Consider the following 19668-nt stretch of genomic DNA (forward strand, 5'->3'; position numbering starts at 1 on the left):
CCGCTCCGCCGCTCGAAATGCGGCGTCGCGTTCCTCCCGATGGTCTTGCCCGCGTAGCTAACGCAACGCCGCTTCCGGCACGTCCAGCTCCACCGACAGCGCCAGATGGTCGGACTGCGCGGCAGGCACCGCCTGCATCGCGCCGATGCCCAGCGCCGGTGTCACCAGCATGTGGTCGATGGCGCGTTGCGGTCGCCATGAAGGAAACGTCGGCACGCACTGCGCGGGCGGTTGCAGTTTCGTCTTGCGATACAGGCCCTGCATTTCCGGGCGATCCGGGTCGCAGTTGAAATCGCCCATCAGCACCGCATGCGGATGATCGCCCAGCCGCTCGGCGATGAAGTCCAGTTGCGCGCGCCGCGATTGGCTGCCGAGCGACAAATGGGCAACCGCGACCAGCAGCGCATCGTCGCCATCGCCAAAACTTGCCAGCAGCAGGCCGCGCCCGCGCACCAGCCCGGGCAGGGCATGGTTCTCGACCCGTTTCGGTTCCAGCTTGCTGAGCAGGCCGTTGGCGCTGGAGGCCACGCCGCCCACGCGCCGGTTGGGCTGGTGCGACCAGTAGGCAAAGCCGGCGCGCTCGGCCAGATAGTGGGTCTGGTTGGTGAAGCCGGAGCGCAGGCTGCCGGGGTCGGCTTCCTGCAGGCCGACGATGTCATGCCGGCCCGCCAGTTCGGCAATGGCGTCGAGTGCGCCGCGCTTGTTGCCCGCAGGCAGCACATGCGACCAGCTGCGGGCCACGTAATCGTGGTAGCCGCGCGTGCTGGAGCCCGCCTGGATATTGGCGCTCAGCAGGCGCAGCCTGCGTTTTTCCATGCGGGCTGCGCGTCCTGTGGTCAGCGCTGCGGCGTGGCGCTGCTGGCAGATGCATCCGTTGCCGGTGCATCCGCCGTGGGCGTTGCCGCAGCGGGGGCCGGCAGATTGGCGCGTTCGGACACGATCAGCTGGTTGACGATGCGGAACATGTCTTCGATGGTCTTGCCCTTGACCCGGTACTTGCCATTGACGATGAAGGTCGGGGTGCTTGGGGTGGCACCGTCGGCGGCGAAGGCGTTGACGATGAACTGCTTGCCGCGATTGGCCTTGGTGGCCACCGCGAAGCTTTGCATGTGGCTGAGGAACTGCGCCGGATCGGCACCGTAGCCGGCGTAGAACGCGGCGATTTCCTCGGGCTTGTCCATGCCGCGCTCGCCCTTCAGGGTCTTGTCGATGTGGATGGCGCGGAACATCGCGTCATGGGTCTTTTCGACCAGGCCCATCGCCTCGGCGGCGTAGTAGGCCTTGGCGTAGTTGTCCCACATCGATCCGAATGCCGCCGGCACATAGACCATGTGTACGTCGGCAGGCAGCTTGGCTTTCATCGCGCTGACCGTGGGCTGGACTGCGGCGCAGAACGGGCAGACGTAGCCGAACACTTCCACCAGTTCGATGCGGTCGGGCGTGGTGTCGAAAGGCTGGCCACCCGGGATCAGCACAAAATCCACGCCGGAGACCAGCGGCGGTGCCTTGGCGGCGGCATCCTGGGCGGCGCGGATGAGGGCTTCGGCGGCGGCGACGCGCTCCGGATCCTCGGCGCTGGCCTGCTGGGTGCTGGCGGCGGCTTGCGGCGTGGCGTTGCTTGCTGCTTCGGCGACCGGCGCGGGCGCATCGTTGCGGCAGGCAGCCAGCGACAGCAGGGCGATCAGGAGCAGGGCATGGCGCGAACGGGTCATGGCGGTTCTCGGGATGCGTGTCGGGGATCAGCGGGAGGATACGGATTTTTTCGATGCCGTTTTCTTCGGCGCAGGCTTCCTGGGCGGCGCTGGCCGCTTCGGGGCCAGCGCAGCGACCACGCTGCGCGCATTCGCCAGCAGGCTGTCGTAGTTGTTGCCGATGATCTCGTAGCGACCGGCCACGATCAGTGTCGGGGTGTGCTCGATCCGGCTGCGCACGATGAACTCGTAGGCGTTGCGCAGTCTGGGCAGCAGTGCCGCATCATCCTGCAATGCGGCGTTGAAGGCGGCGGTATCCACGCCCTGCACGCGGCCTGCAAAAGCACGGATCTGGGCGATGCTGGCGTTGGGCGGCAGTTCGCCGGTTTCATGGATGGCGGCGAACAGGCGCGGATGCAGCACCGCCAGCGATTTGGCGGACTGCGCGGCGAAAAATGCGCGTGCCCAGGGATCCTCGCGGCGGAACACGCTGGGCACCAGCACCAGCCGCGCGTGCTTGGGGAGCTTCGGCTTCCACGCATCCAGCATCGGCGCGAAATGTGCGCAGTGCGGGCAGGTGTAGGCGAAAACCTCGGCCACCTCGACCATGCCCGGCGGCAATTTCTGGTAGGGACTGCCGCCTTCGATGGTGCGGTAATGCACGCCTTCGGTCAGGCCGGGCAGGGGTTGCTGCGCGCGTGCCGGCAGGATTGCGGCGCAGGCCAGCAGGGCGATGGACAGCAGGAAAGCACGCATCGGTTCAATCTCCAGCGATCGGCACGGCCCGGCAAGGGTGCGCGGGCCGGGCGGAATGCTTGGTGAAGCCGTGCAGGCTCAGTGCGCGGCGGATGCCAGTTTCGGTGCGCGGACGTGCAGGCCCTGCACATAGCTGGCCAGCGACAGGATTTCCTCGTCGGTCAGCGGCTTGGCGATGTTGGCCATCAGCTTGAAATGGGCCGCGTTCTGATAGGTGGTGGCACCCGTGCGGTATTCCTCAAGCCGGCGCGCGACGTAGGCGGCAGTCTGGCCGCTCAGTGCGGGATAGGCCGGGCCGGGATTGCCCGCGCCGGAGGGGCCGTGGCAGGCCATGCAGGCGGGCACGTTGCGGCTGGTGTCGCCGCTGCGATAGAGACGCTCGCCAACCTGATAGAACTTCAGGCCCTTGTTGGGGCCGGCGGCGATTGCGGTGTCATCGGCCACGCCTGCGCCGGGCTTCTGGGTGGCGTACCAGGCACCGATGTCGCGCATGTCCTGCGCGCTGAGGATGCTGGCGTAGGGCAGCATCACCCCGGCCAGGCCGCTGGTGCGCTGGCTGGTCTTGAACAGGTGCAGTTGTTCGGCGATGTAGCGCTCCGGCATGCCGGCGATGCGCGGGGCTTCCTGCTGCATGGCGTTGCCGTCCAGCCCGTGGCAGGCGGCGCAGGTGCCGGCCTTGCTCTGGCCGGCGGTGACATCGCCCCAGGTGGCGGGCTTGTCGTCCAGCGGTATGGTCTTTACCGGGGCGCTGTCGGGCACGGCGATGGCGGTGCTCTGGGCGTAGGCCGCTACCGCCAGCACGAGGCAGGCGGCACCGACGATGGCACGGACGCGGGCAGGACGCATGCAGGACTCCACGGGATTCAAATGCGCGGGCGACGGCCCGCTGAACCGTCGAATTATCGTCGGCACGCGCGAGGTGGTCAAACCGCACCGGCTCCGGCCCCGAGGCATGCCATGCTATGTCCATGGCAGCGCCCAATCCCTTCGCACGCGCCCAGTACCTGCTGGCCGCCCACAACCACCGGCAGTTGCCGCCCGACGGCGGTTTCGAGGTGGCCTTTGCCGGCCGCTCCAACGCCGGCAAGTCATCGGCATTGAACGCCCTGTGCCAGCAGAACGCGCTGGCCCGCGTCTCCAAGACGCCGGGACGCACCCAGCAGCTGGTGTATTTCGGCATTCCCCCGCACGAGGGGCGGTATCTGGTCGATCTGCCCGGCTACGGCTATGCCAAGGTGCCGCAGGACTTGCAGGCACACTGGCAGGCGTTTCTGGATGGGTATTTCGGCTCGCGCGATGCCCTGCGCGGGCTGGTGGTGGTGATGGACGTGCGCCACCCGCTGAAGGACTACGACCGCCAGATGCTGGGCTATGCGGTGCGTCGCGGGCTGCCCGCACACGCGATCCTGACCAAGGCCGACAAGCTGGGGCGCGGCGCGGGCGGCAATACCCTGCAGGCGGTGCGGATGGAGCTGCAACGCGCCTATGGTGACAGCGTCAGCGTGCAGCTGTTCTCGGGCGAGTCGAAGCAGGGCGTGGACGAACTGCGCGCGGTGGTGGCCGGCTGGCTTTCGATTCCGTAGGGGCAGGCCCTGTGCCTGCCCAGCGCGTTGCCGTTGCCACAAGGCAACCGGATGGGGCAACCACGGGGGTTGCCCCTACAGGATTTCCAGCAGCGTCGCCGACTTGCCCGGCAGCATCAGCGTCTTGCCCAGTGTTACCGGCTTGCCGGTCAGTGCATCGCGCGCGCTGCGCCCGTGCAGGAAGGTGGCGAAGCGCTCCAGCGCCAGCGGCTTCGCGTCCTTGCCCTTGTTGAGCGCGACCATGACCGACTTGCCCGGCGCATCCGGCGTGCCGGCATGGCGGAAATACACATAGGTCTCGTCGTTCAATGGGGCGAAATGCATCAGCCTGCCGTCGTGCAGCAGCGGGTTGCGCTTGCGCCAGTTGAACAGCGCGCGGATGTAATCCTGCGCATCGCGCGCCTCGGCGCTCAGGTCGTTGCCGGTGAACGCATCCGTCGCATCGCCCGCCCAGCCGCCGGGCATGTCCTTGCGCAGTTCACCGTCATGGCGTTCCACCGGGCCTTGCAGCAGCACTTCGGAGCCGTAGAAGAACTGCGGCGTGCCGCGCACGGTGGCGATGTAGGCCATGCCGATCTTCCACAGGCCGACATCATTTTTCAGATGCGCCAGCAGGCGCGAGGTGTCGTGGTTCTCGGCGAACACCACCAGCTTGCCGGGATCGGGATACAGGAAGTCGTTGCCCAGCATCTCGTACAGCGGCAGCCAGCCGCCGTCCCACGCATCCGGCTGCTGCAATGCGGTGCGCAGCGACAGGTTGATCGGGAAGTCCATCATGCTGGGCATGTGCGGCACGTGGCCGTCGGGATTGGTTTTCCCGCGTTGCCAGTGGGCGACCACGGCGGGATTGATGCTCCATTCCTCGCCCACCATCGAGAAGCCCGGATATTCGTCCAGCACCGCCTTCGCCCAGTCGCTCACGAATTGCGTATCGGCATAGCCGAAGGTGTCCTCGCGGATGCCGGACAGGCCGGCGTATTCGATCCACCACAGCGTGTTCTGGATCAGATAGCGGGCCAGGTGCGGGTTGCGCTGGTTGAGGTCGGGCATGGCATCCACGAACCAGCCATCGGTGAAGCCCGTGCGATCCGCCGGCGCGGCGTGCGGGTCCTGGATGGTGGTGCGGCGGTGGTTGGTGGGCGTGAACTTTGCGCCGTTGTTGATCCAGTCCTTCGCCGGCAGGTCGCGCATCCACCAGTGTTCGGAACCGATGTGGTTCAGCACCACGTCCATGATGATGCCGACGCCGCGCGCCTTCGCCTCCCGCGACAGGTCGCGGTAGTCCGCGTTGCTGCCCAAGCGCGCGTCGATGCGGTACAGGTCGGATACTGCGTAGCCGTGGTAGCTGTACGTGCTCTGGTCGTTTTCCAGCAGCGGCGTTGACCAGATCTGGGTGAAGCCAAGCCCGGCGATGTAATCCAGATGCTTGCGGATGCCGGCGATGTCGCCGCCGTGGCGGCCGTTCGCATCGCCGCGGTTCGCGGCTTCCTTCAGCCCAGCCACGCTGTCATTCGATGGATCGCCATTGGCGAAGCGATCCGGCATCAGTAGATAGATCGCATCGGCACTGGAAAAGCCGGTGCGCTGCGCCGATCCGGGTTCGCGCGCATCGATCCGCCACGTATGCGTTGCAGTGGTCCTGCCCTTGCGCTGGAAGTCGATGACGACATCGCCCGGCCTTGCATCGGCGGCGACATCGACGGTGACGAACAGGTAGTTCGGATTGTCGCTGCGCTGCACGCCGACCAACTTCACGCCTTCACGGGTGATGCGCGGCTCGGTGGCGGCGATGCCCTTGCCATGCACCATCAATTCCACTTCGTGATGCACCATGCCGACCCACCAGTTGGCCGGTTCGATGCGCTCCACCGTCTGTGCCTGCGCCGATGTGGCGAAGCCAAGCAGCAATGCGAGCGTGCAGGACATCATGCGCATGCCGTTCCCTCCCGGAAACCTGTCGATGTGCGCCCGAGGCTACCGCCGCGCCACGGCACGAACAATGCGGTGCAGGCCGAATACGTATGCAGCCGGAACACTGAAGGCCGGTGCGCGGGCTGCCCGCCAGCGACGGCGCGGGCTATGCTGCGGCAACCGATGCCAGAGCCGCCCATGCCCGCAACCAGCGCCGATACCCCGATCACCGAACGCCGCCAACTGGTGGAAGTGCTGGCCGCGGGCGAAAAACCGCGCGACGCATGGCGCATCGGCACCGAGCACGAGAAGTTCGGCTTCCGCCTCGACGACCTGCGTGCGCCCACATTCGACGGCGAGCGCGGCATCGAAGCATTGCTGAAAGGGCTGACCCGCTTCGGCTGGACGCCTTATGACGAACACGGCCACGTCATCGCCCTGCACAAGGACGGCGCCTCGGTCACGCTGGAGCCGGCCGGCCAACTGGAACTGTCCGGCGCGCCGCTTTCCACCATCCACGAAACCTGCAAGGAAGTCGGTAGCCATCTGCGCGAAGTGCGCGAAGTTGCCGACGAGTTGCAACTTGGCTTCCTCGGCATGGGCTTCCAGCCGAAGTGGGCGCGCGATGAAATGCCGTGGATGCCGAAAGGCCGCTACAAGATCATGCGCGCCTACATGCCGAAGGTCGGCCAGCTGGGCCTGGACATGATGACCCGCACCTGCACGGTGCAGGTCAATCTTGATTACGCGGACGAAGCGGACATGGTGAAGAAGTTCCGCGTCTCGCTGGCGCTGCAACCCATCGCCACCGCGCTGTTTGCCGATTCTCCGTTCACCGAAGGCAAGCCGAACGGCTACCTCAGCTACCGCTCGCACATCTGGACGGACACCGACCCCGACCGCACCGGCATGCTGGATTTCGTGTTCGAGGATGGCTTCGGCTACGAGCGCTATGTCGATTACCTGCTCGACGTGCCGATGTATTTCAGCTACCGCGCTGGCGAATACATCGACGCCAGTGGCAAATCGTTCCGTGATTTCCTGCAAGGCAAACTCGACGTGCTGCCCGGCGCGCTGCCCACCCTGCGCGACTGGAACGACCACATGACCACCGCCTTCCCGGAAGTGCGGCTGAAGAAATATCTGGAAATGCGCGGTGCCGACAGCGGCCCGTGGAACCGCATCTGCGCGCTGCCCGCGTTCTGGGTGGGCCTGCTGTATGACGATGCCGCGCTGGATGCGGCATGGGATCTGGTCAAGGACTTCAGCATGGCCGAGCGCCATGCCTTGCGCGATGGCGTGCCGCAACACGCGCTGAAGCTGCCGTTCCGTGATGGCACGGTGCTCGACCTTGCCCGCGAGGCGCTGAAGATTTCGCACGCCGGCCTGCGCCGCCGCGCCAGGGCCGATGCCTGCGGCAGCGATGAAAGCGGCTTCATCGATACCTTGATGGAAATCGCCGAGGCCGGGCAGACCCCGGCGGAGCGCAAGCTGGAACTGTTCCACGGCCCGTGGAAGGGCAGCGTGGACCCGGTGTTCCGCGAGTTTGCGTACTGAAGTCGGTGGCGCGCGCGAGCAGCGGCATTTCGACATGCCGCGCGGCAATGGTCACGCCGGAAACTGATGCTGCATTGCAACAGGAATCGCGTTAGCCTGCGGGCATGACCCCGCCCCCTTTGCCGTTGCGCGAAAAACTCGAGTTCGCCCCGTCCGACACCTTGCTGCGCGAGGACGTGCGCCGGCTGGGCGCGATGGTCGGGCAGATGCTGGGCGAACAGGTGTCGCCCGATTTCCTTGCACGGGTGGAGGCGGTCAGGCGCATCGCGATTGCGCGGCGCGAACAAGGCGAGCCGGTGGACGCGCTGGCAACGCAGTTGGCCGACGTGCCACAAGCCGATGCCGAAGCGCTGGTGCGTGCGTTTGCGGCGTATTTCGGCGCGACCAATATCGCCGAGCGCGTGCATCGCATCCGTCGCCGCCGCGATTACCAGCGGCTGGGCGGCGCGCCGCAGCCGGGCGGGCTGGAATCCGCATTGCTGGCGCTGCGCGCTGATGGCGTGACGCTGGACGAATTGCAGCAGCAGTTGCGCAGCATGTGCGTCGAGCCGGTGTTCACCGCGCATCCCACCGAGGCGGTGCGGCGCGCGTTGCTGCTGAAGGAGCGCACCATCGTTGAACGACTGGTTGCCGACATCGACCGCACCCGCACCCCGCCGGAGCGCGGTGCCGACGACGCGCGCATCCGCCAGTCGCTGACCACCGCGTGGCAAACCAATGAAGCGCCACCGCTCAAGCCCAGCGTGGCGGATGAGGTGGAGCACATCGGCTTCTACCTGTCCTCGGTGCTGTACCGCGTGTTGCCTGTCTTCCACGAAGCCTTTGCCGATGCCGTGCAGGCGGTGTATGGGCAGCGCATCGAACTGCCGCCGCTGCTGCGCTTCGGCACATGGGTGGGTGGCGACATGGACGGCAACCCGAACGTGGGTGCCGCCACCATTCGCGATGCGCTCACCGCACAGCGCTTGCTGGCGATCAGTTGCTACCAGTCCGACTTGCGCACGCTGGGCGATATCCTCACCCAGAGCGATGGGCAGGCCGGTTGTGATGCACGCATCCTGGAACGCGCGGCCGCGCATCGCGCATTGCTGCCGGAAGGTGCGGTGCGCGTCCGCCCGCGTCTGGCCGACATGCCGTACCGGCAACTGCTGTGGACGATGCGTGCGCGGCTGGATGCCACCCGCAGCGGCGGTGCAGGCGCGTATCCGGATGCCGCCGCCTTCATCGATGACCTTGAATTGATGGATGCCAGCCTTGCCGCGCATCGCGGCGAGCACGCCGGGCGCTTCGCCCTGCAGCGCGTCTTGTGGCGCGCGCGCAGCTTCGGCTTCCACATGGCCGCGCTCGACCTGCGCCAGGATTCGGCGGTGCATGACGATGCGCTGGGCGCGCTGGAAGGCGGCATCGATTGGGTGGCATTGCCGCTGCCTGCGCGCATCGACCGCCTGCATGCGCTGATCGCAGGCAATGCACCGGCAACAGCGGATGCGCAAACCGCCACTTCCACGCTGGACGTGTTTCGCACCGTTGGCGAACTGCGCGCGACGCTGGGCGAAAACGCCTTCGGCCCCTACATCATCAGCATGGCGCGCAGCGCGGCGGATGCGCTGGCGGTGCTGGCGCTGGCGCGTATCGCCGGTTGCACGGTTGAAGATGAAGTGCCGCTGGACGTGGCACCACTGTTCGAGACGGTGGATGATCTGGAAGCCGCGCCGGCGACGATGCGCGCGCTGTTCAAGGATCCCGTCTATCGCCGCCATCTTGCCGCGCGCGGCGACCGCCAGACCATCATGCTGGGCTACAGCGACAGCGCCAAGGACGGCGGCATCTTCGCCTCGCGCTGGGCCTTGCAGCGTGCGCAGGTGGAACTACTGGAACTGGCGCGCGATGCCGGCGTGCAGGTGGTGTTCTTCCACGGGCGCGGCGGCTCGGTCAGTCGCGGCGGTGGCAAGACCGAACGCGCGATCATCGCTGCGCCGCGCGGTTCCGTCGATGGTCGCCTGCGCGTCACCGAGCAGGGCGAGGTGATCCACCGCAAGTACGGCATCCGCGCGCTGGCGCTGCGCAACCTGGAGCAGATGACCAGCGCGGTGCTGCGCGCCTCATTGCGCCCGCGTCCAGCGGAACCGCGCGAAGACGCCTGGCGTGCGATTGCCGCAGAACTCGCGCAGGTGTCGCGTGCGCACTACCGCGCATTGGTACACGAACGCGAGGACTTCACCCCGTACTTCCGCGCAGCCACCCCCATCGACGTGATCGAGCGCCTGCACATCGGTTCGCGCCCATCGCGCCGCCGCGACGGCGGCGTGTCCAACCTGCGCGCGATCCCGTGGGTGTTTGCGTGGTCGCAGAACCGCTCCGGCCTGACCGGCTGGTACGGTATCGGCACTGCGCTGCGCCACGGCATCGACACGCATGGGCTGGATGCAATGACGGCGATGGCGCGCGACTGGCCGTTCTTTGCGGCGATGATCGACGATGTCGAGATGCTGATGGCCAAATCCGACCTCGACATCTTCGAGCGTTATTCGCAACTGGCCGGAGACGAATTGCACGCGGCGTTCTTTCCCGCCATCAATGCCGAGTTCGAGCGCGCCTGCGATGCCATCCTCGCGATCAAGCGCCGCGACGTGCTGCTGGCCGACGACTACCGCTTGCGCCTGTCGATCCGCCTGCGCAACCCCTACGTTGACCCGATCAGCCTGCTGCAAGTTGACCTGCTGCGCCGCTGGCGCGAAAGCGGGCGCGAGGATGAAGCGCTGCGTCGCGCACTGGTCTCCACGGTCAACGGGATTTCGGCGGGGATCCAGAACACCGGCTGAGCGTCGCCCTACAATGCGGGCATCGAATTGATCCGGAGCTGAGCCCATGAAATCCCGCGCTGCCGTTGCCTTCGCCGCTGGTCAGCCGCTGAAGATCGTCGAGATCGACGTCGAGCCGCCGCGCAAGGGCGAGGTGCTGGTGAGGATCACCCACACCGGCGTTTGCCATACCGATGCGTTCACGCTGAGTGGCGACGATCCGGAAGGCCTGTTCCCCTGCGTGCTGGGCCACGAAGGTGCGGGCGTGGTGGTTGAAGTGGGCGAGGGCGTGACCAGCGTCAAGCCGGGCGACCACGTGATCCCGCTGTACACGGCGGAATGCGGGCAGTGCCTGTTCTGCACGTCCGGCAAGACCAACCTGTGTACCGCGGTGCGCGCAACGCAGGGCAAGGGCGTGATGCCGGATGGCACCACCCGCTTCAGTTACGAAGGCCAGCCGCTGTACCACTACATGGGCTGCAGCACCTTCAGCGAATACACCGTGGTTGCAGAAGTCTCGCTGGCGAAGATCAACCCGCAAGCGAACCACGAGCAGGTCTGCCTGCTTGGCTGCGGCGTGACCACCGGCCTTGGTGCGGTGAAGAACACGGCGAAGGTGGCCGAAGGTGATTCGGTTGCGGTGTTCGGCCTTGGCGGCATTGGCCTGGCGGTGATCCAGGGTGCGAAGCGGGCGAAGGCGGGCAGGATCATCGCCATCGACACCAATCCGTCCAAGTTCGAGATGGCGCGCGACATGGGCGCGACGGATTGCGTCAACCCGAAGGATCACGACAAGCCGATCCAGCAGGTGATCGTGGAGATGACCGGTTGGGGCGTGGATCACAGCTTCGAGTGCATCGGCAACGTCAACGTGATGCGCGCGGCGCTGGAATGCGCGCATCGTGGCTGGGGCCAAAGCGTCATCATCGGCGTGGCCGGCGCGGGGCAGGAGATTTCCACCCGCCCGTTCCAGTTGGTCACCGGGCGCAAGTGGCTGGGCACCGCGTTCGGCGGCGTGAAGGGCCGCAGCCAGTTGCCGGGGATGGTGGAAGAAGCGATGGCCGGCGATATTCGGCTTGCGCCGTTCGTGACCCACACGATGGGGCTGGATGCAATCAACGAAGCGTTCGAACTGATGCACGCGGGCAAGTCGATTCGCAGCGTCGTACATTTCTGATGTCCCCCTCATCCGCCTTCGGCACCTTCTCCCCCGCAAGCGGGGGAGAAGGGAAGGAGTCAATCAATGGAACGCATTGAACACCGCGCCTGCTTCGGTGGTTGGCAGGACGTGTACCGGCATCGCTCGTCGGTGCTTGGCTGCGAGATGCACTTCGCCATCTACCTGCCGCCGCAGGCACAGCACGGCCCGGTGCCGGTGCTGTACTGGCTGTCGGGGCTGACCTGCACCGAGCAGAACTTCATCACCAAGGCGGGCGCGCAGCGTTATGCCGCGGAGCACGGCATCGCCATCGTCTGCCCCGACACCAGCCCGCGTGGCGACGAGGTGGCGGACGCCGACGGTTACGACCTCGGCAAGGGCGCGGGTTTCTACGTTAACGCCACGCAGCCACCGTGGGCGGCGCATTACCGGATGCATGACTACGTGGCCGATGAGTTGCCGGCGCTGGTTCAAACGCATTTCCCGGTGACCGATGCGCGCGCGATCAGCGGGCATTCGATGGGCGGGCATGGTGCGCTGGTATTGGCGCTGCGCAACACGGGGCGTTATCGCAGCGTGTCGGCGTTTTCGCCCATCGTCGCGCCGTCACGGGTGCCATGGGGCGAGAAGGCGTTTGCCGCGTATCTGGGCGACGATCGTGAAGCATGGCAGCAGTACGACGCCTGTGAACTGGTGAAGACGGCAGCGGAAAAGCTGCCGGTGCTGATCGATCAGGGCGAGGCGGATGAGTTCCTCGACACGCAGTTGCAGCCGTGGCGATTGAAGGAAGCTGCGGATGCTGCCGGCTATCCGGTGTATCTGCGCATGCAGCCGGGGCATGACCACAGCTATTACTTCATCGCCAGTTTCATCGGCGAACACATTGCGCATCACGCGGCGGCGTTGCGCGCCTGATGCGCGCATCATCAGGCGGCGGTGACGTCGCGCAGTTGCCAGTGGTTTCCTGCCAGCAGTGACAGGCGTTGGCGCAGCAGGGCCGAGGACAGGCGGGTGGTGACGATCAGGCTGATGTGCAGATCGTCCTGGCTGCCGGTCACGGTGGCATCGGGATCGGTGGCACCCAGTGCAGGATCGACCTCGTCCGGGTCTTCCTGCCGCATGCGCCAGCGTTCGAACAGCCTGTCATCGCGCAGTGCATCCTGCAGTTCCTCGGCAAAACCGCCGGCCCCCTGCGAACGGAAGCTGAGGTCGGCGTCCTCCCCGCGTGCGCGGGCGGGATTGGGCAGGTGGATGTAGTAGCGCGTGGCCATGAGCGTCCTTTGGATGTGTCCAGCCGCTAGCTTTTGGCATGCACCGTTAGCGCGGTGTGGTGGCCGCGCCGGCACCTACTCGAACTTGCTCTTCTCGGAAGCAAATGCAATCACCAGTGCGCCCCTGCCCACGTTGACCAGGCCGGACAGGCCCATGAAGCTTTCGAACACTTCCACGTTGTTGGCGGCGCAGGTTTCGCGCATGCGCTCGTACCCGGGCAGCTTGCGCATGTCGTCGAGGTCGCCACCGAAGCAGATGTTCAGCGTGGGCGTCATCAGTTCGCCACGCACGATGCGCTTGCACGCAAACTCGAACAGCTTTTCCGCTGCGGTTTCGTAACCCTTGACCTTGCCGACCGGGCCGGTCTCGCCCTTGTTGCAGTGGAGGATGGGCTTGATGTCCAGCGCGGTGCCAAGCGCGGCGCTGAGGAAGCTCACGCTCTTGTCGCCGCGCTTCTTGATGCGATTGCGCAGGTAATGCAGGTCTGGCGGCACCATGTAGGCCTGCGTGTTGACGGTGATGCGCTCAAGATGGGCGCGGATCTTCGGCGGTGCTTCGCCGGCTGCGCGCATGCGCGCAGCTTCGATCACCGGCACGCCGACACCGGCAAACACGTTCTGGCTGTCGATCACCCGCAATGCGAACGGCGTGTTGTTGCCGGAGGCGGCGCGCACCGGCTTGTAATCGTTGAGGATGGTGTAGCTGGCCTGCACCGCGTTGTCGTGGATGGCGCTGCGGGTGCGGGTGGTGGTGATGCAGAACACGTAGTCGTAGTCATGCACCAGCCTGCTGAGGAACAGGTCATGCACCTGCTGCACGGTGAACGGGGTGGATTCCGCTTCGAATGCACGTGCCGCAGTTTCACCACTGAGGAAGCTCATCGTTGCTTCCTCGTTGCGGGTGTCGGCCAGTACCGCCTGTCCGATCTGGATGGTGACCGGCAGGATGGTGATGTTTTCCCGTTCGAAGAAGTCATTCGGCAGGTCGCAGGCCGAGTCCGCAATGATTCCGATCCGCATGACGCGCCTTCCCCCGTTTCATTTGGCTGCTGAAACTACCGCAACTCGTGCCGCGCCGCCATTGGCCAGACGATATGGCCAGGCACCGCTGTTGCGGTGCCTGCATGCTGAATGCGGTCAATGTGCCGGATAGGCGCGCGGCAGGCCGTTGTCCGGGCGCAGGTAGCGATCACGCAGTTCGGTCTGGCGGCTGCGCATCGGAATGGCACGGCCATCCAGCCACACCTGTTGCGCGATGTTGGCGACATCCAGCGGGTCGCCGCTCCACAGCACCAGATCGGCGCGCTGGCCGATGGCGATGCTGCCCATCTCGCCACCGATGCCGAATGCACTCGCCGGTACCGAGGTCAGCCCCGCAAGTGCGGCATCCCATGGCAGTCCGTTGGCGACCGCGTTGCCGGCAAGCTGGCGGATCTTGCGCGCGTTGTGCGAGGCGTCGTTGAACTGCGCGAACGACACCTTCACGCCTGCGGCATGCAGGCGCGCGGCGTTTTCCAGCGTCGCGCCGAGGCTGTCGAAATCCGCAGGCAGGTTGGCCAGCGCATCGACGAACACCGGCACGCCGGCAGCGGCGATCTGCGCTGCCACCTTCCAGCCTTCCGCTGCGCCGAGCAGGGCGATGTTCACCCCGCGCTGCTTCGACCAGCGCAGCAGCCGCGTGATATCGGCGGCGCGCTGGATATGCACCACGACCCTGCCACCGCCACCAAAATATTTCGCCAGCGCGGTGCGCCCCGCGGGTGTCAGCAGCGCGAACTTCGATTCCGGCGGGATGCGCCCGCGCACTTCATCGATCAATTGATCCAGCAGCATCCACTGCGCCGCGCGGGAGTTGCCGCTGAGGCGTGCGCCGTCGCCGCCCAGCGTGACGAACAGCGCACGCGGGCCGATGGCATCCATGCTGCCATCCAGCCGCACCACGCCGCCCTGTCCACCGATCAGCGAACCGCCGGGTCGCGTGCCTGCAGACAGCATCGTCCAGCCGATGCCTTCCACCCGCGCCACCGGCACCAGGATGGAATCCGGGTTGTAGGCCAGGCTGACATCGAACTCCGGACGCACCTGCATGTCGGCAGCACCCGCGCCCAGTGCCAGCGTGCTGTCCACGGTGGCGGATTCGCCGGAGACTTCTTCCACGCCGATGTCGGTGACGCCGCCGAACAGCGCAGGCGTCAGCGGCTTGCCTTGCGCATCCACCACGGCTGCGTTGCCGGCAGGCAAGCCACTGCCGATGGCGGCGATGCGCCCGTTCTTCACCAGTACATCGGTGTTCTGCAGCGTGCCGCGTGCGCTGGCGGTGTGGACGGTGGCGTTGCGGATCAACAAGTCCTGGGCGGAGGCGATGCCCGACAGCAGCGAAAACACCAGCGCCGTCATGCCCGCGAAGGCGGGCATCCATGGACGTTGTCTTTTGGCATGAACAGCGAACGTCCATGGGTTCCCGCCTGCGCGGGAACGACGAGCAAAAGCGCCGCTCATTTCACACCTCCACGCAGCACGTCCTGTCCCAGCAGGAAATCCGACCTCGGTTGCCGTGATGAATCGCGTCGGTCATACAGCCGCGCACCATCGACATACACCTGCTCGGCCTGCGCGTAGCTGCTGAACGGGTTGCCGTTCCACAGCACCACGTCGGCCATCTTGCCCACCTCCAACGTGCCGGTCTGGTCGAGGATGCCCATCGCCTTCGCCGGGTTTTGGGTTAACCACTTGATCGCATGTTCCGGCGTTATGTGGATACCGATGCGGCCCGCGTTGGCGATCACCTTCGCCGCTTCCTGATTGAGCCGCTGGATGCCTTCCTCGGAATCCGAATGCACGATGGCGCAACTGCCGGGCACGCGATCCACCAGCGCGATGTTTTCCTGGATGCCATCGAAGCTCTCCATCTTGAAGCCCCACCAGTCCGCCCACAGCGCCGCGCACACGCCTTCGGCAGCCAGCCGGTCGGCCAGCTTGTAGGCCTCCACGCCGTGATGGAAGGCGGAAATCCTGAAGCCGTATTCCTTCGCCAGATCAAGCATGATCGCCATCTCGTCGGCGCGGTAGCAATGGATGTTGACCCGGATGTCGCCGTTCAGCGCGCCGGCCAGCGTGTCCAGCTTGAGGTCGCGCTTGCCCTCCGCGTCCTTGCCGCCGGCCTTGCGCTTCTTCATGTAGTCGGCGGCATCGGCGAATGCGGCGCGGTAGCCGGCGATGTTGCCCATCCGCGTCGAGGGGCCGCCGCGCTGCCCATAGACGCGCTTGGGATTCTCGCCGCAGGCCATCTTCAGGCCCCACGGCGCGCCGGGGAACTTCATCGCCTGATAGGTCGTGGCAGAGACATTCTTCAGCGTCACCCCGCGCCCGCCGATCAGATTCGCGCTGCCGGGCAGGATTTGCAGGCTGGTCACGCCGCCGGCCAGCGCGGCCTGGAAGCCGGGATCCTGCGGCCACACCGAATGCTCGGCCCAGACCTGCGCAGTCACTGGCGCGGTGGCCTCGTTGCCGTCGCTGTGCGCGTTCACGCCGGGGCTTGGATACACGCCAAGGTGCGAGTGGATGTCGATGATGCCGGGCGTGACCCACTTGCCATGCGCATCCACGCGGATCGCATCCGCCGGTGCGTCCAGCGCATTGCCGACGGCGATGATGCGGCCGTCGCGCATCAGCACGTCGGCGTTTTCCAGCCGCTGGCCGGTGCCGGTCAGCACGGTGGCACCTTGCAACAGCACGGGCGGTGACATCACGCGCTGGTAGGTGCTGGGATAGGGATCGACAGTGAAGCCGGCATTGGCAGCAGGTGCAGCGGTATCGGCATTGGATCTGGTCGTGGCGGTGCTGGCGCACCCGGCCAGCAGCACCGCCGCCAGCGCGGCAGTCAGTGGTTTCAACATCGGCTCATCCCCGGCATGTGGCATGCAAGCCTGCACCCTAACCCGGCGCGCGGCCTGCCGTCACCATGACCGAGGTCATGGGCACGCCTTTGCTCCTGCAGGAGCGCCCCTTGGGCGCGACATGGGGTACGAGTGAGCTGTCGCGGCCATGGGCCGCTCCCACAAGAGCCTCCCCTGCAGTCGGATGTCGCAAGAACATAGAATTGCACGACAGCAAAAAGGAGCGCGCGCATGAAGAGCAAGCAGGAAATCGTGGACAACTGGTTGCCGCGCTACACCGGCGTACCGCTGGACGGCTTTGGCGAACACATCCTGCTGACCAACTTCGGTGGTTATCTCTCGCATTTCTCGGAGATCACCGGCGCGCCTGTCGTGGGCCTTGATCGGCCGATGCCCAGCGCCACCGCCGATGGCATCACCCTCATCAACTTCGGCATGGGCAGCCCCAACGCCGCCACGGTGATGGATTTGTTGTCCGCCATCTGCCCGAAGGCCGTGCTGTTCCTCGGCAAGTGCGGTGGCCTCAAGAAGAAGAACCAGCTCGGTGATCTGGTGCTGCCTATCGCAGCGATTCGTGGCGAAGGCACCAGCGACGACTACCTGCCGCCGCAGGTGCCGGCGCTGCCCGCATTCGCCATGCAGCGCGTGATCTCCACCAGCATCCGCGACATGGAACTGGACTACTGGACCGGCACGGTGTTCACCACCAACCGCCGGGTCTGGGAGCACGACGACGCCTTCAAGGACAAGCTGCGTGCGATGCGCTGCATGGCCATCGACATGGAAACCGCGACGATCTTCGCCGCCGGCTTTGCCAACCGCATCCCCTGCGGCGCGCTGCTGCTGGTCAGCGACCAGCCGATGATCCCGGAAGGCGTGAAGACCGAAGCCAGCGATGCCAAAGTGTCTGCCGACTACGTGCGCAATCACATCAAGGTCGGCATCGAATCACTCAAGTTGATCCGTCGCAACGGCAAGTCGGTGCGGCATTTGAAGTTCGACGAGTAGGGAAGGTCTGAACAAATAGTGCTTGCTCGTCACTCCCGCGAAGGCGGGAGTCCAAGGACGTTGATGTTCGATGGGTTAACGTCCATGAATCCCCGCCTTCGCGGGGATGACGAACAAAATCAGAGCTTCCATGGAGTTGATATCGAAGCTGCGCTGCTCAAGGGGAGATGCGGTTGCCCTTGGCATCACGCCATTCCGGTTCGGGTGGCGGAGGTAGTAGTTCGTTGAAGGCTTGCCAGAGTTGGTCTGTGGCGTCGAATGCAGGTAAGTTGCAGTTACGAGCGCGAGCAGCATAACGACCGTGTACGCAGGCCTCAAGAAATACAGGGTTGCCATCGAGACAGCCAAACGCAGCGGCATCCTGTGGTGCATGCCAAAGCGCTTCGTTTTGCCATAGCGTCCGGATGCGCTCCATTGCTGCGCGCGGTTTTTGCGTTGTAGAAACTGGTTCGATCAGCTGCGAATCACTGTTAATTCCCGGCGGCGGCGGAGGAGGAGGTGGAACTGTGCCGCCTGATCCCCAGGTGATGTCGATGTTGTCGCCCTTGATGTCCATCACCACTTTCCATGATGGGTCGAAAGCGCTTTCTCCTATGCGCGCGATATACCGTTCGGTGATGGGGCTATCGTGATACAAATCTCCGCATTGGAATGCCAGCGTTTTGTATCCGTCGTATTCATTGCCGAATGCATATGCCCTCAACATCAGTTTCCTGATTTCCGGAATCGTTGCATCCATCCCGCTACGCGGTAACGCGATCCACGGCTCCGAAGCGGCATCACGCGAAAGCGGAGTGGTCAGCTGCGCAACATGGAACACCGTTGCCACCACAATCCCCAGCGCGATGCACCAGGCGACGACATGCGCCGGGCGAAGTCGTGACATGGCGTGCCGGAAAGACATGCGTCAGTAGCGCGGCACGCCCGGATCGAGATCGGCCCAGGCCGCAATGCCGCCAACGATGTTGTAAACCTCGCGGAAGCCGAGCGCGCGGAAATGCTCCGCTGCCTGCGCGCTGCGACCGCCGGCATGGCAGAGGAAGGCCAGCGCGGTGTCTTTCGGCAGTGCTTCGGTTGTTTCCAGGCCGTCGTCGAAGTGGCGATGTGCCACCGGTGCCTGCGCCAGCGCGCGTTCGTCCGCCGGGCGCACATCGACGATGGTCAGGGTGCCGGCCTGCACGCGCTCGCGCGCCTGTGCAGGCGTGATGCTGCGCACCTTCGGCGGCGCGTTGGGGTTGTCGATCACCAGGCCCTTGCCGCGTTCGTCATCGGCCCAGTCAATCGACATGCCGCGCGCGCGCTGGGCGCTGGCAAGGTCGAACTGGGCGCGGATGCCATCGACTTCGGTGGCGATGGCGGCATCGTCGCGCGGTGCCAGTTGCAGGCGTGCGTTGAAGCCGCGATCCACGTCGATCTGCAGTGCATAGCCTTCACCGGCATTGGCGACGGCCTGCCGCAACATCTCAGCCGCTGCGGGCGTGATGGTGATCTGCGGCGGGCTGCGATCCGGCGCGGGCAGGCCCAGCGCGGTGTGCAGTTCGCCGCTGCCGGCCATCTGCACGATGATGTCGGAACCGCCCACCAGTTCGCCGCCGATGTAAAGCTGCGGGATGGTCGGCCAGTCGCCGTAGAGCTTGATGCCTTCGCGGATTTCCGGATCGGCCAGCACATCGACGTGCGCGTAGGACGCGCCGGTGGTTTCCAGCGCGCCCACCGCCTTGGCCGAGAAGCCGCATTGCGGCGCATCCGGGCTGCCCTTCATGAACAGCAAGACGGGTTCGGCGGCCAGCAGGGCTTCGATGCGGGCGCGCAGGGCAGGAGCGAGGGACATGGCGGGATTCCGGGGACGGGACGCGGATTTTACGCGGGTGCGGGCGTGCTTCGCGCGAAGGCGTGGGTGCAACCGCTTGCGCGCCGTCGGTATCCCTGTGCTGCGCGCGTGCATTGCGCATCCCGATCCCCACCATCCGGAGCATGAAATGAAGACATTCCGCGTGGCGTCCATCGCCGCCACCTTGCTGGCATGTGCCTGCGC

The 19668-nt window shown here is 65.7% G+C and carries 17 protein-coding genes; 6 read left to right on the plus strand and 11 right to left on the minus strand.

Annotated elements, in window-relative coordinates; all coding sequences use genetic code 11:
* Positions 1-57 precede the first annotated feature (57 nt).
* From QM612_RS05460 to QM612_RS05475, 4 genes are all read right to left on the minus strand, one after another.
* Positions 58-816: an endonuclease/exonuclease/phosphatase family protein gene (locus QM612_RS05460; RefSeq protein ID WP_415252882.1), complete on the minus strand. Its 759-nt coding sequence runs from the start codon at positions 814-816 to the stop codon at positions 58-60.
* Between the two features lie 20 nt (positions 817-836).
* The gene (locus tag QM612_RS05465; RefSeq protein WP_415252883.1) at positions 837-1712 is read right to left on the minus strand and encodes a thiol:disulfide interchange protein DsbA/DsbL; all 876 of its coding nucleotides are present in this window, start codon (positions 1710-1712) and stop codon (positions 837-839) included.
* Positions 1713-1739: 27 nt separating this feature from the next.
* The gene (locus tag QM612_RS05470; protein WP_415252884.1) at positions 1740-2447 is read right to left on the minus strand and encodes a thiol:disulfide interchange protein DsbA/DsbL; all 708 of its coding nucleotides are present in this window, start codon (positions 2445-2447) and stop codon (positions 1740-1742) included.
* A gap of 78 nt (positions 2448-2525) precedes the next feature.
* On the minus strand, positions 2526-3293 hold the full coding sequence (locus tag QM612_RS05475) for a c-type cytochrome (protein ID WP_415252885.1): 768 nt from the start codon (positions 3291-3293) through the stop codon (positions 2526-2528).
* A 122-nt stretch (positions 3294-3415) separates the two neighbouring features.
* Here QM612_RS05475 and yihA point away from each other — a divergent pair, with 122 nt between their 5' ends.
* Positions 3416-4030 carry a ribosome biogenesis GTP-binding protein YihA/YsxC gene (yihA, locus tag QM612_RS05480; protein ID WP_415252886.1) on the plus strand — a complete coding sequence of 205 codons (615 nt, stop codon included), beginning with the start codon at positions 3416-3418 and terminating at the stop codon, positions 4028-4030.
* A 75-nt stretch (positions 4031-4105) separates the two neighbouring features.
* Here the strand turns inward: yihA and QM612_RS05485 are convergent, their stop codons facing one another.
* Positions 4106-5965: a glycoside hydrolase family 13 protein gene (locus QM612_RS05485; protein ID WP_415252887.1), complete on the minus strand. Its 1860-nt coding sequence runs from the start codon at positions 5963-5965 to the stop codon at positions 4106-4108.
* Between the two features lie 174 nt (positions 5966-6139).
* Between QM612_RS05485 and QM612_RS05490 the strand changes: the two genes are divergently transcribed.
* From QM612_RS05490 to fghA, 4 genes are all read left to right on the plus strand, one after another.
* The gene (locus tag QM612_RS05490; RefSeq protein ID WP_415252888.1) at positions 6140-7498 is read left to right on the plus strand and encodes a glutamate--cysteine ligase; all 1359 of its coding nucleotides are present in this window, start codon (positions 6140-6142) and stop codon (positions 7496-7498) included.
* A 104-nt stretch (positions 7499-7602) separates the two neighbouring features.
* Positions 7603-10320: a phosphoenolpyruvate carboxylase gene (gene ppc / locus QM612_RS05495; protein WP_415252889.1), complete on the plus strand. Its 2718-nt coding sequence runs from the start codon at positions 7603-7605 to the stop codon at positions 10318-10320.
* 46 nt (positions 10321-10366) lie between these two features.
* Complete coding sequence (locus QM612_RS05500) at positions 10367-11476, plus strand: S-(hydroxymethyl)glutathione dehydrogenase/class III alcohol dehydrogenase (protein ID WP_415252890.1); 1110 nt, start codon at positions 10367-10369, stop codon at positions 11474-11476.
* A gap of 66 nt (positions 11477-11542) precedes the next feature.
* Positions 11543-12373, plus strand: coding sequence for an S-formylglutathione hydrolase (gene fghA / locus QM612_RS05505; protein WP_415252891.1), 831 nt, complete (start codon positions 11543-11545; stop codon positions 12371-12373).
* Positions 12374-12384: 11 nt separating this feature from the next.
* On the opposite strand, the gene QM612_RS05510 is transcribed toward fghA, so the two are convergent.
* From QM612_RS05510 to QM612_RS05525, 4 genes are all read right to left on the minus strand, one after another.
* On the minus strand, positions 12385-12729 hold the full coding sequence (locus QM612_RS05510; protein ID WP_415252892.1) for a hypothetical protein: 345 nt from the start codon (positions 12727-12729) through the stop codon (positions 12385-12387).
* A 75-nt stretch (positions 12730-12804) separates the two neighbouring features.
* On the minus strand, positions 12805-13749 hold the full coding sequence (locus QM612_RS05515) for a DegV family protein (protein ID WP_415252893.1): 945 nt from the start codon (positions 13747-13749) through the stop codon (positions 12805-12807).
* A gap of 117 nt (positions 13750-13866) precedes the next feature.
* The gene (locus QM612_RS05520; protein ID WP_415252894.1) at positions 13867-15144 is read right to left on the minus strand and encodes an amidohydrolase family protein; all 1278 of its coding nucleotides are present in this window, start codon (positions 15142-15144) and stop codon (positions 13867-13869) included.
* An 80-nt stretch (positions 15145-15224) separates the two neighbouring features.
* Positions 15225-16625, minus strand: coding sequence for an amidohydrolase (locus QM612_RS05525; RefSeq protein ID WP_415252895.1), 1401 nt, complete (start codon positions 16623-16625; stop codon positions 15225-15227).
* A 231-nt stretch (positions 16626-16856) separates the two neighbouring features.
* Between QM612_RS05525 and QM612_RS05530 the strand changes: the two genes are divergently transcribed.
* Positions 16857-17633 (plus strand): AMP nucleosidase, encoded by a 777-nt coding sequence (locus tag QM612_RS05530; protein ID WP_415252896.1) that lies wholly within the window; start codon positions 16857-16859, stop codon positions 17631-17633.
* A 157-nt stretch (positions 17634-17790) separates the two neighbouring features.
* On the opposite strand, the gene QM612_RS05535 is transcribed toward QM612_RS05530, so the two are convergent.
* Both QM612_RS05535 and grxD read right to left on the minus strand, forming a co-directional pair.
* Positions 17791-18519, minus strand: a complete 729-nt coding sequence (locus QM612_RS05535) for a hypothetical protein (protein ID WP_415252897.1) — start codon at positions 18517-18519, stop codon at positions 17791-17793.
* A gap of 21 nt (positions 18520-18540) precedes the next feature.
* Positions 18541-19464, minus strand: coding sequence for a Grx4 family monothiol glutaredoxin (gene grxD / locus QM612_RS05540; RefSeq protein ID WP_415252898.1), 924 nt, complete (start codon positions 19462-19464; stop codon positions 18541-18543).
* Positions 19465-19668: the final 204 nt, after the last annotated feature.

The organism is Thermomonas sp. (assembly GCF_047606765.1).
Lineage (GTDB): Bacteria > Pseudomonadota > Gammaproteobacteria > Xanthomonadales > Xanthomonadaceae > Thermomonas.

What these genes read in the sequence shown, in the direction of transcription:
- QM612_RS05460 (WP_415252882.1), bottom strand. Translation starts at nt 816, where the DNA reads ATGGAAAAACGCAGGCTGCGCCTGCTGAGCGCCAATATCCAGGCGGGC.
- QM612_RS05510 (WP_415252892.1), bottom strand. Translation starts at nt 12,729, where the DNA reads ATGGCCACGCGCTACTACATCCACCTGCCCAATCCCGCCCGCGCACGC.
- QM612_RS05470 (WP_415252884.1), bottom strand. Translation starts at nt 2,447, where the DNA reads ATGCGTGCTTTCCTGCTGTCCATCGCCCTGCTGGCCTGCGCCGCAATC.
- QM612_RS05530 (WP_415252896.1), top strand. Translation starts at nt 16,857, where the DNA reads ATGAAGAGCAAGCAGGAAATCGTGGACAACTGGTTGCCGCGCTACACC.
- ppc (WP_415252889.1), top strand. Translation starts at nt 7,603, where the DNA reads ATGACCCCGCCCCCTTTGCCGTTGCGCGAAAAACTCGAGTTCGCCCCG.
- QM612_RS05500 (WP_415252890.1), top strand. Translation starts at nt 10,367, where the DNA reads ATGAAATCCCGCGCTGCCGTTGCCTTCGCCGCTGGTCAGCCGCTGAAG.
- yihA (WP_415252886.1), top strand. Translation starts at nt 3,416, where the DNA reads ATGGCAGCGCCCAATCCCTTCGCACGCGCCCAGTACCTGCTGGCCGCC.
- QM612_RS05535 (WP_415252897.1), bottom strand. Translation starts at nt 18,519, where the DNA reads ATGTCACGACTTCGCCCGGCGCATGTCGTCGCCTGGTGCATCGCGCTG.
- QM612_RS05465 (WP_415252883.1), bottom strand. Translation starts at nt 1,712, where the DNA reads ATGACCCGTTCGCGCCATGCCCTGCTCCTGATCGCCCTGCTGTCGCTG.
- grxD (WP_415252898.1), bottom strand. Translation starts at nt 19,464, where the DNA reads ATGTCCCTCGCTCCTGCCCTGCGCGCCCGCATCGAAGCCCTGCTGGCC.
- QM612_RS05475 (WP_415252885.1), bottom strand. Translation starts at nt 3,293, where the DNA reads ATGCGTCCTGCCCGCGTCCGTGCCATCGTCGGTGCCGCCTGCCTCGTG.
- QM612_RS05525 (WP_415252895.1), bottom strand. Translation starts at nt 16,625, where the DNA reads ATGTTGAAACCACTGACTGCCGCGCTGGCGGCGGTGCTGCTGGCCGGG.
- QM612_RS05520 (WP_415252894.1), bottom strand. Translation starts at nt 15,144, where the DNA reads ATGCCCGCCTTCGCGGGCATGACGGCGCTGGTGTTTTCGCTGCTGTCG.
- QM612_RS05485 (WP_415252887.1), bottom strand. Translation starts at nt 5,965, where the DNA reads ATGCGCATGATGTCCTGCACGCTCGCATTGCTGCTTGGCTTCGCCACA.
- fghA (WP_415252891.1), top strand. Translation starts at nt 11,543, where the DNA reads ATGGAACGCATTGAACACCGCGCCTGCTTCGGTGGTTGGCAGGACGTG.
- QM612_RS05490 (WP_415252888.1), top strand. Translation starts at nt 6,140, where the DNA reads ATGCCCGCAACCAGCGCCGATACCCCGATCACCGAACGCCGCCAACTG.
- QM612_RS05515 (WP_415252893.1), bottom strand. Translation starts at nt 13,749, where the DNA reads ATGCGGATCGGAATCATTGCGGACTCGGCCTGCGACCTGCCGAATGAC.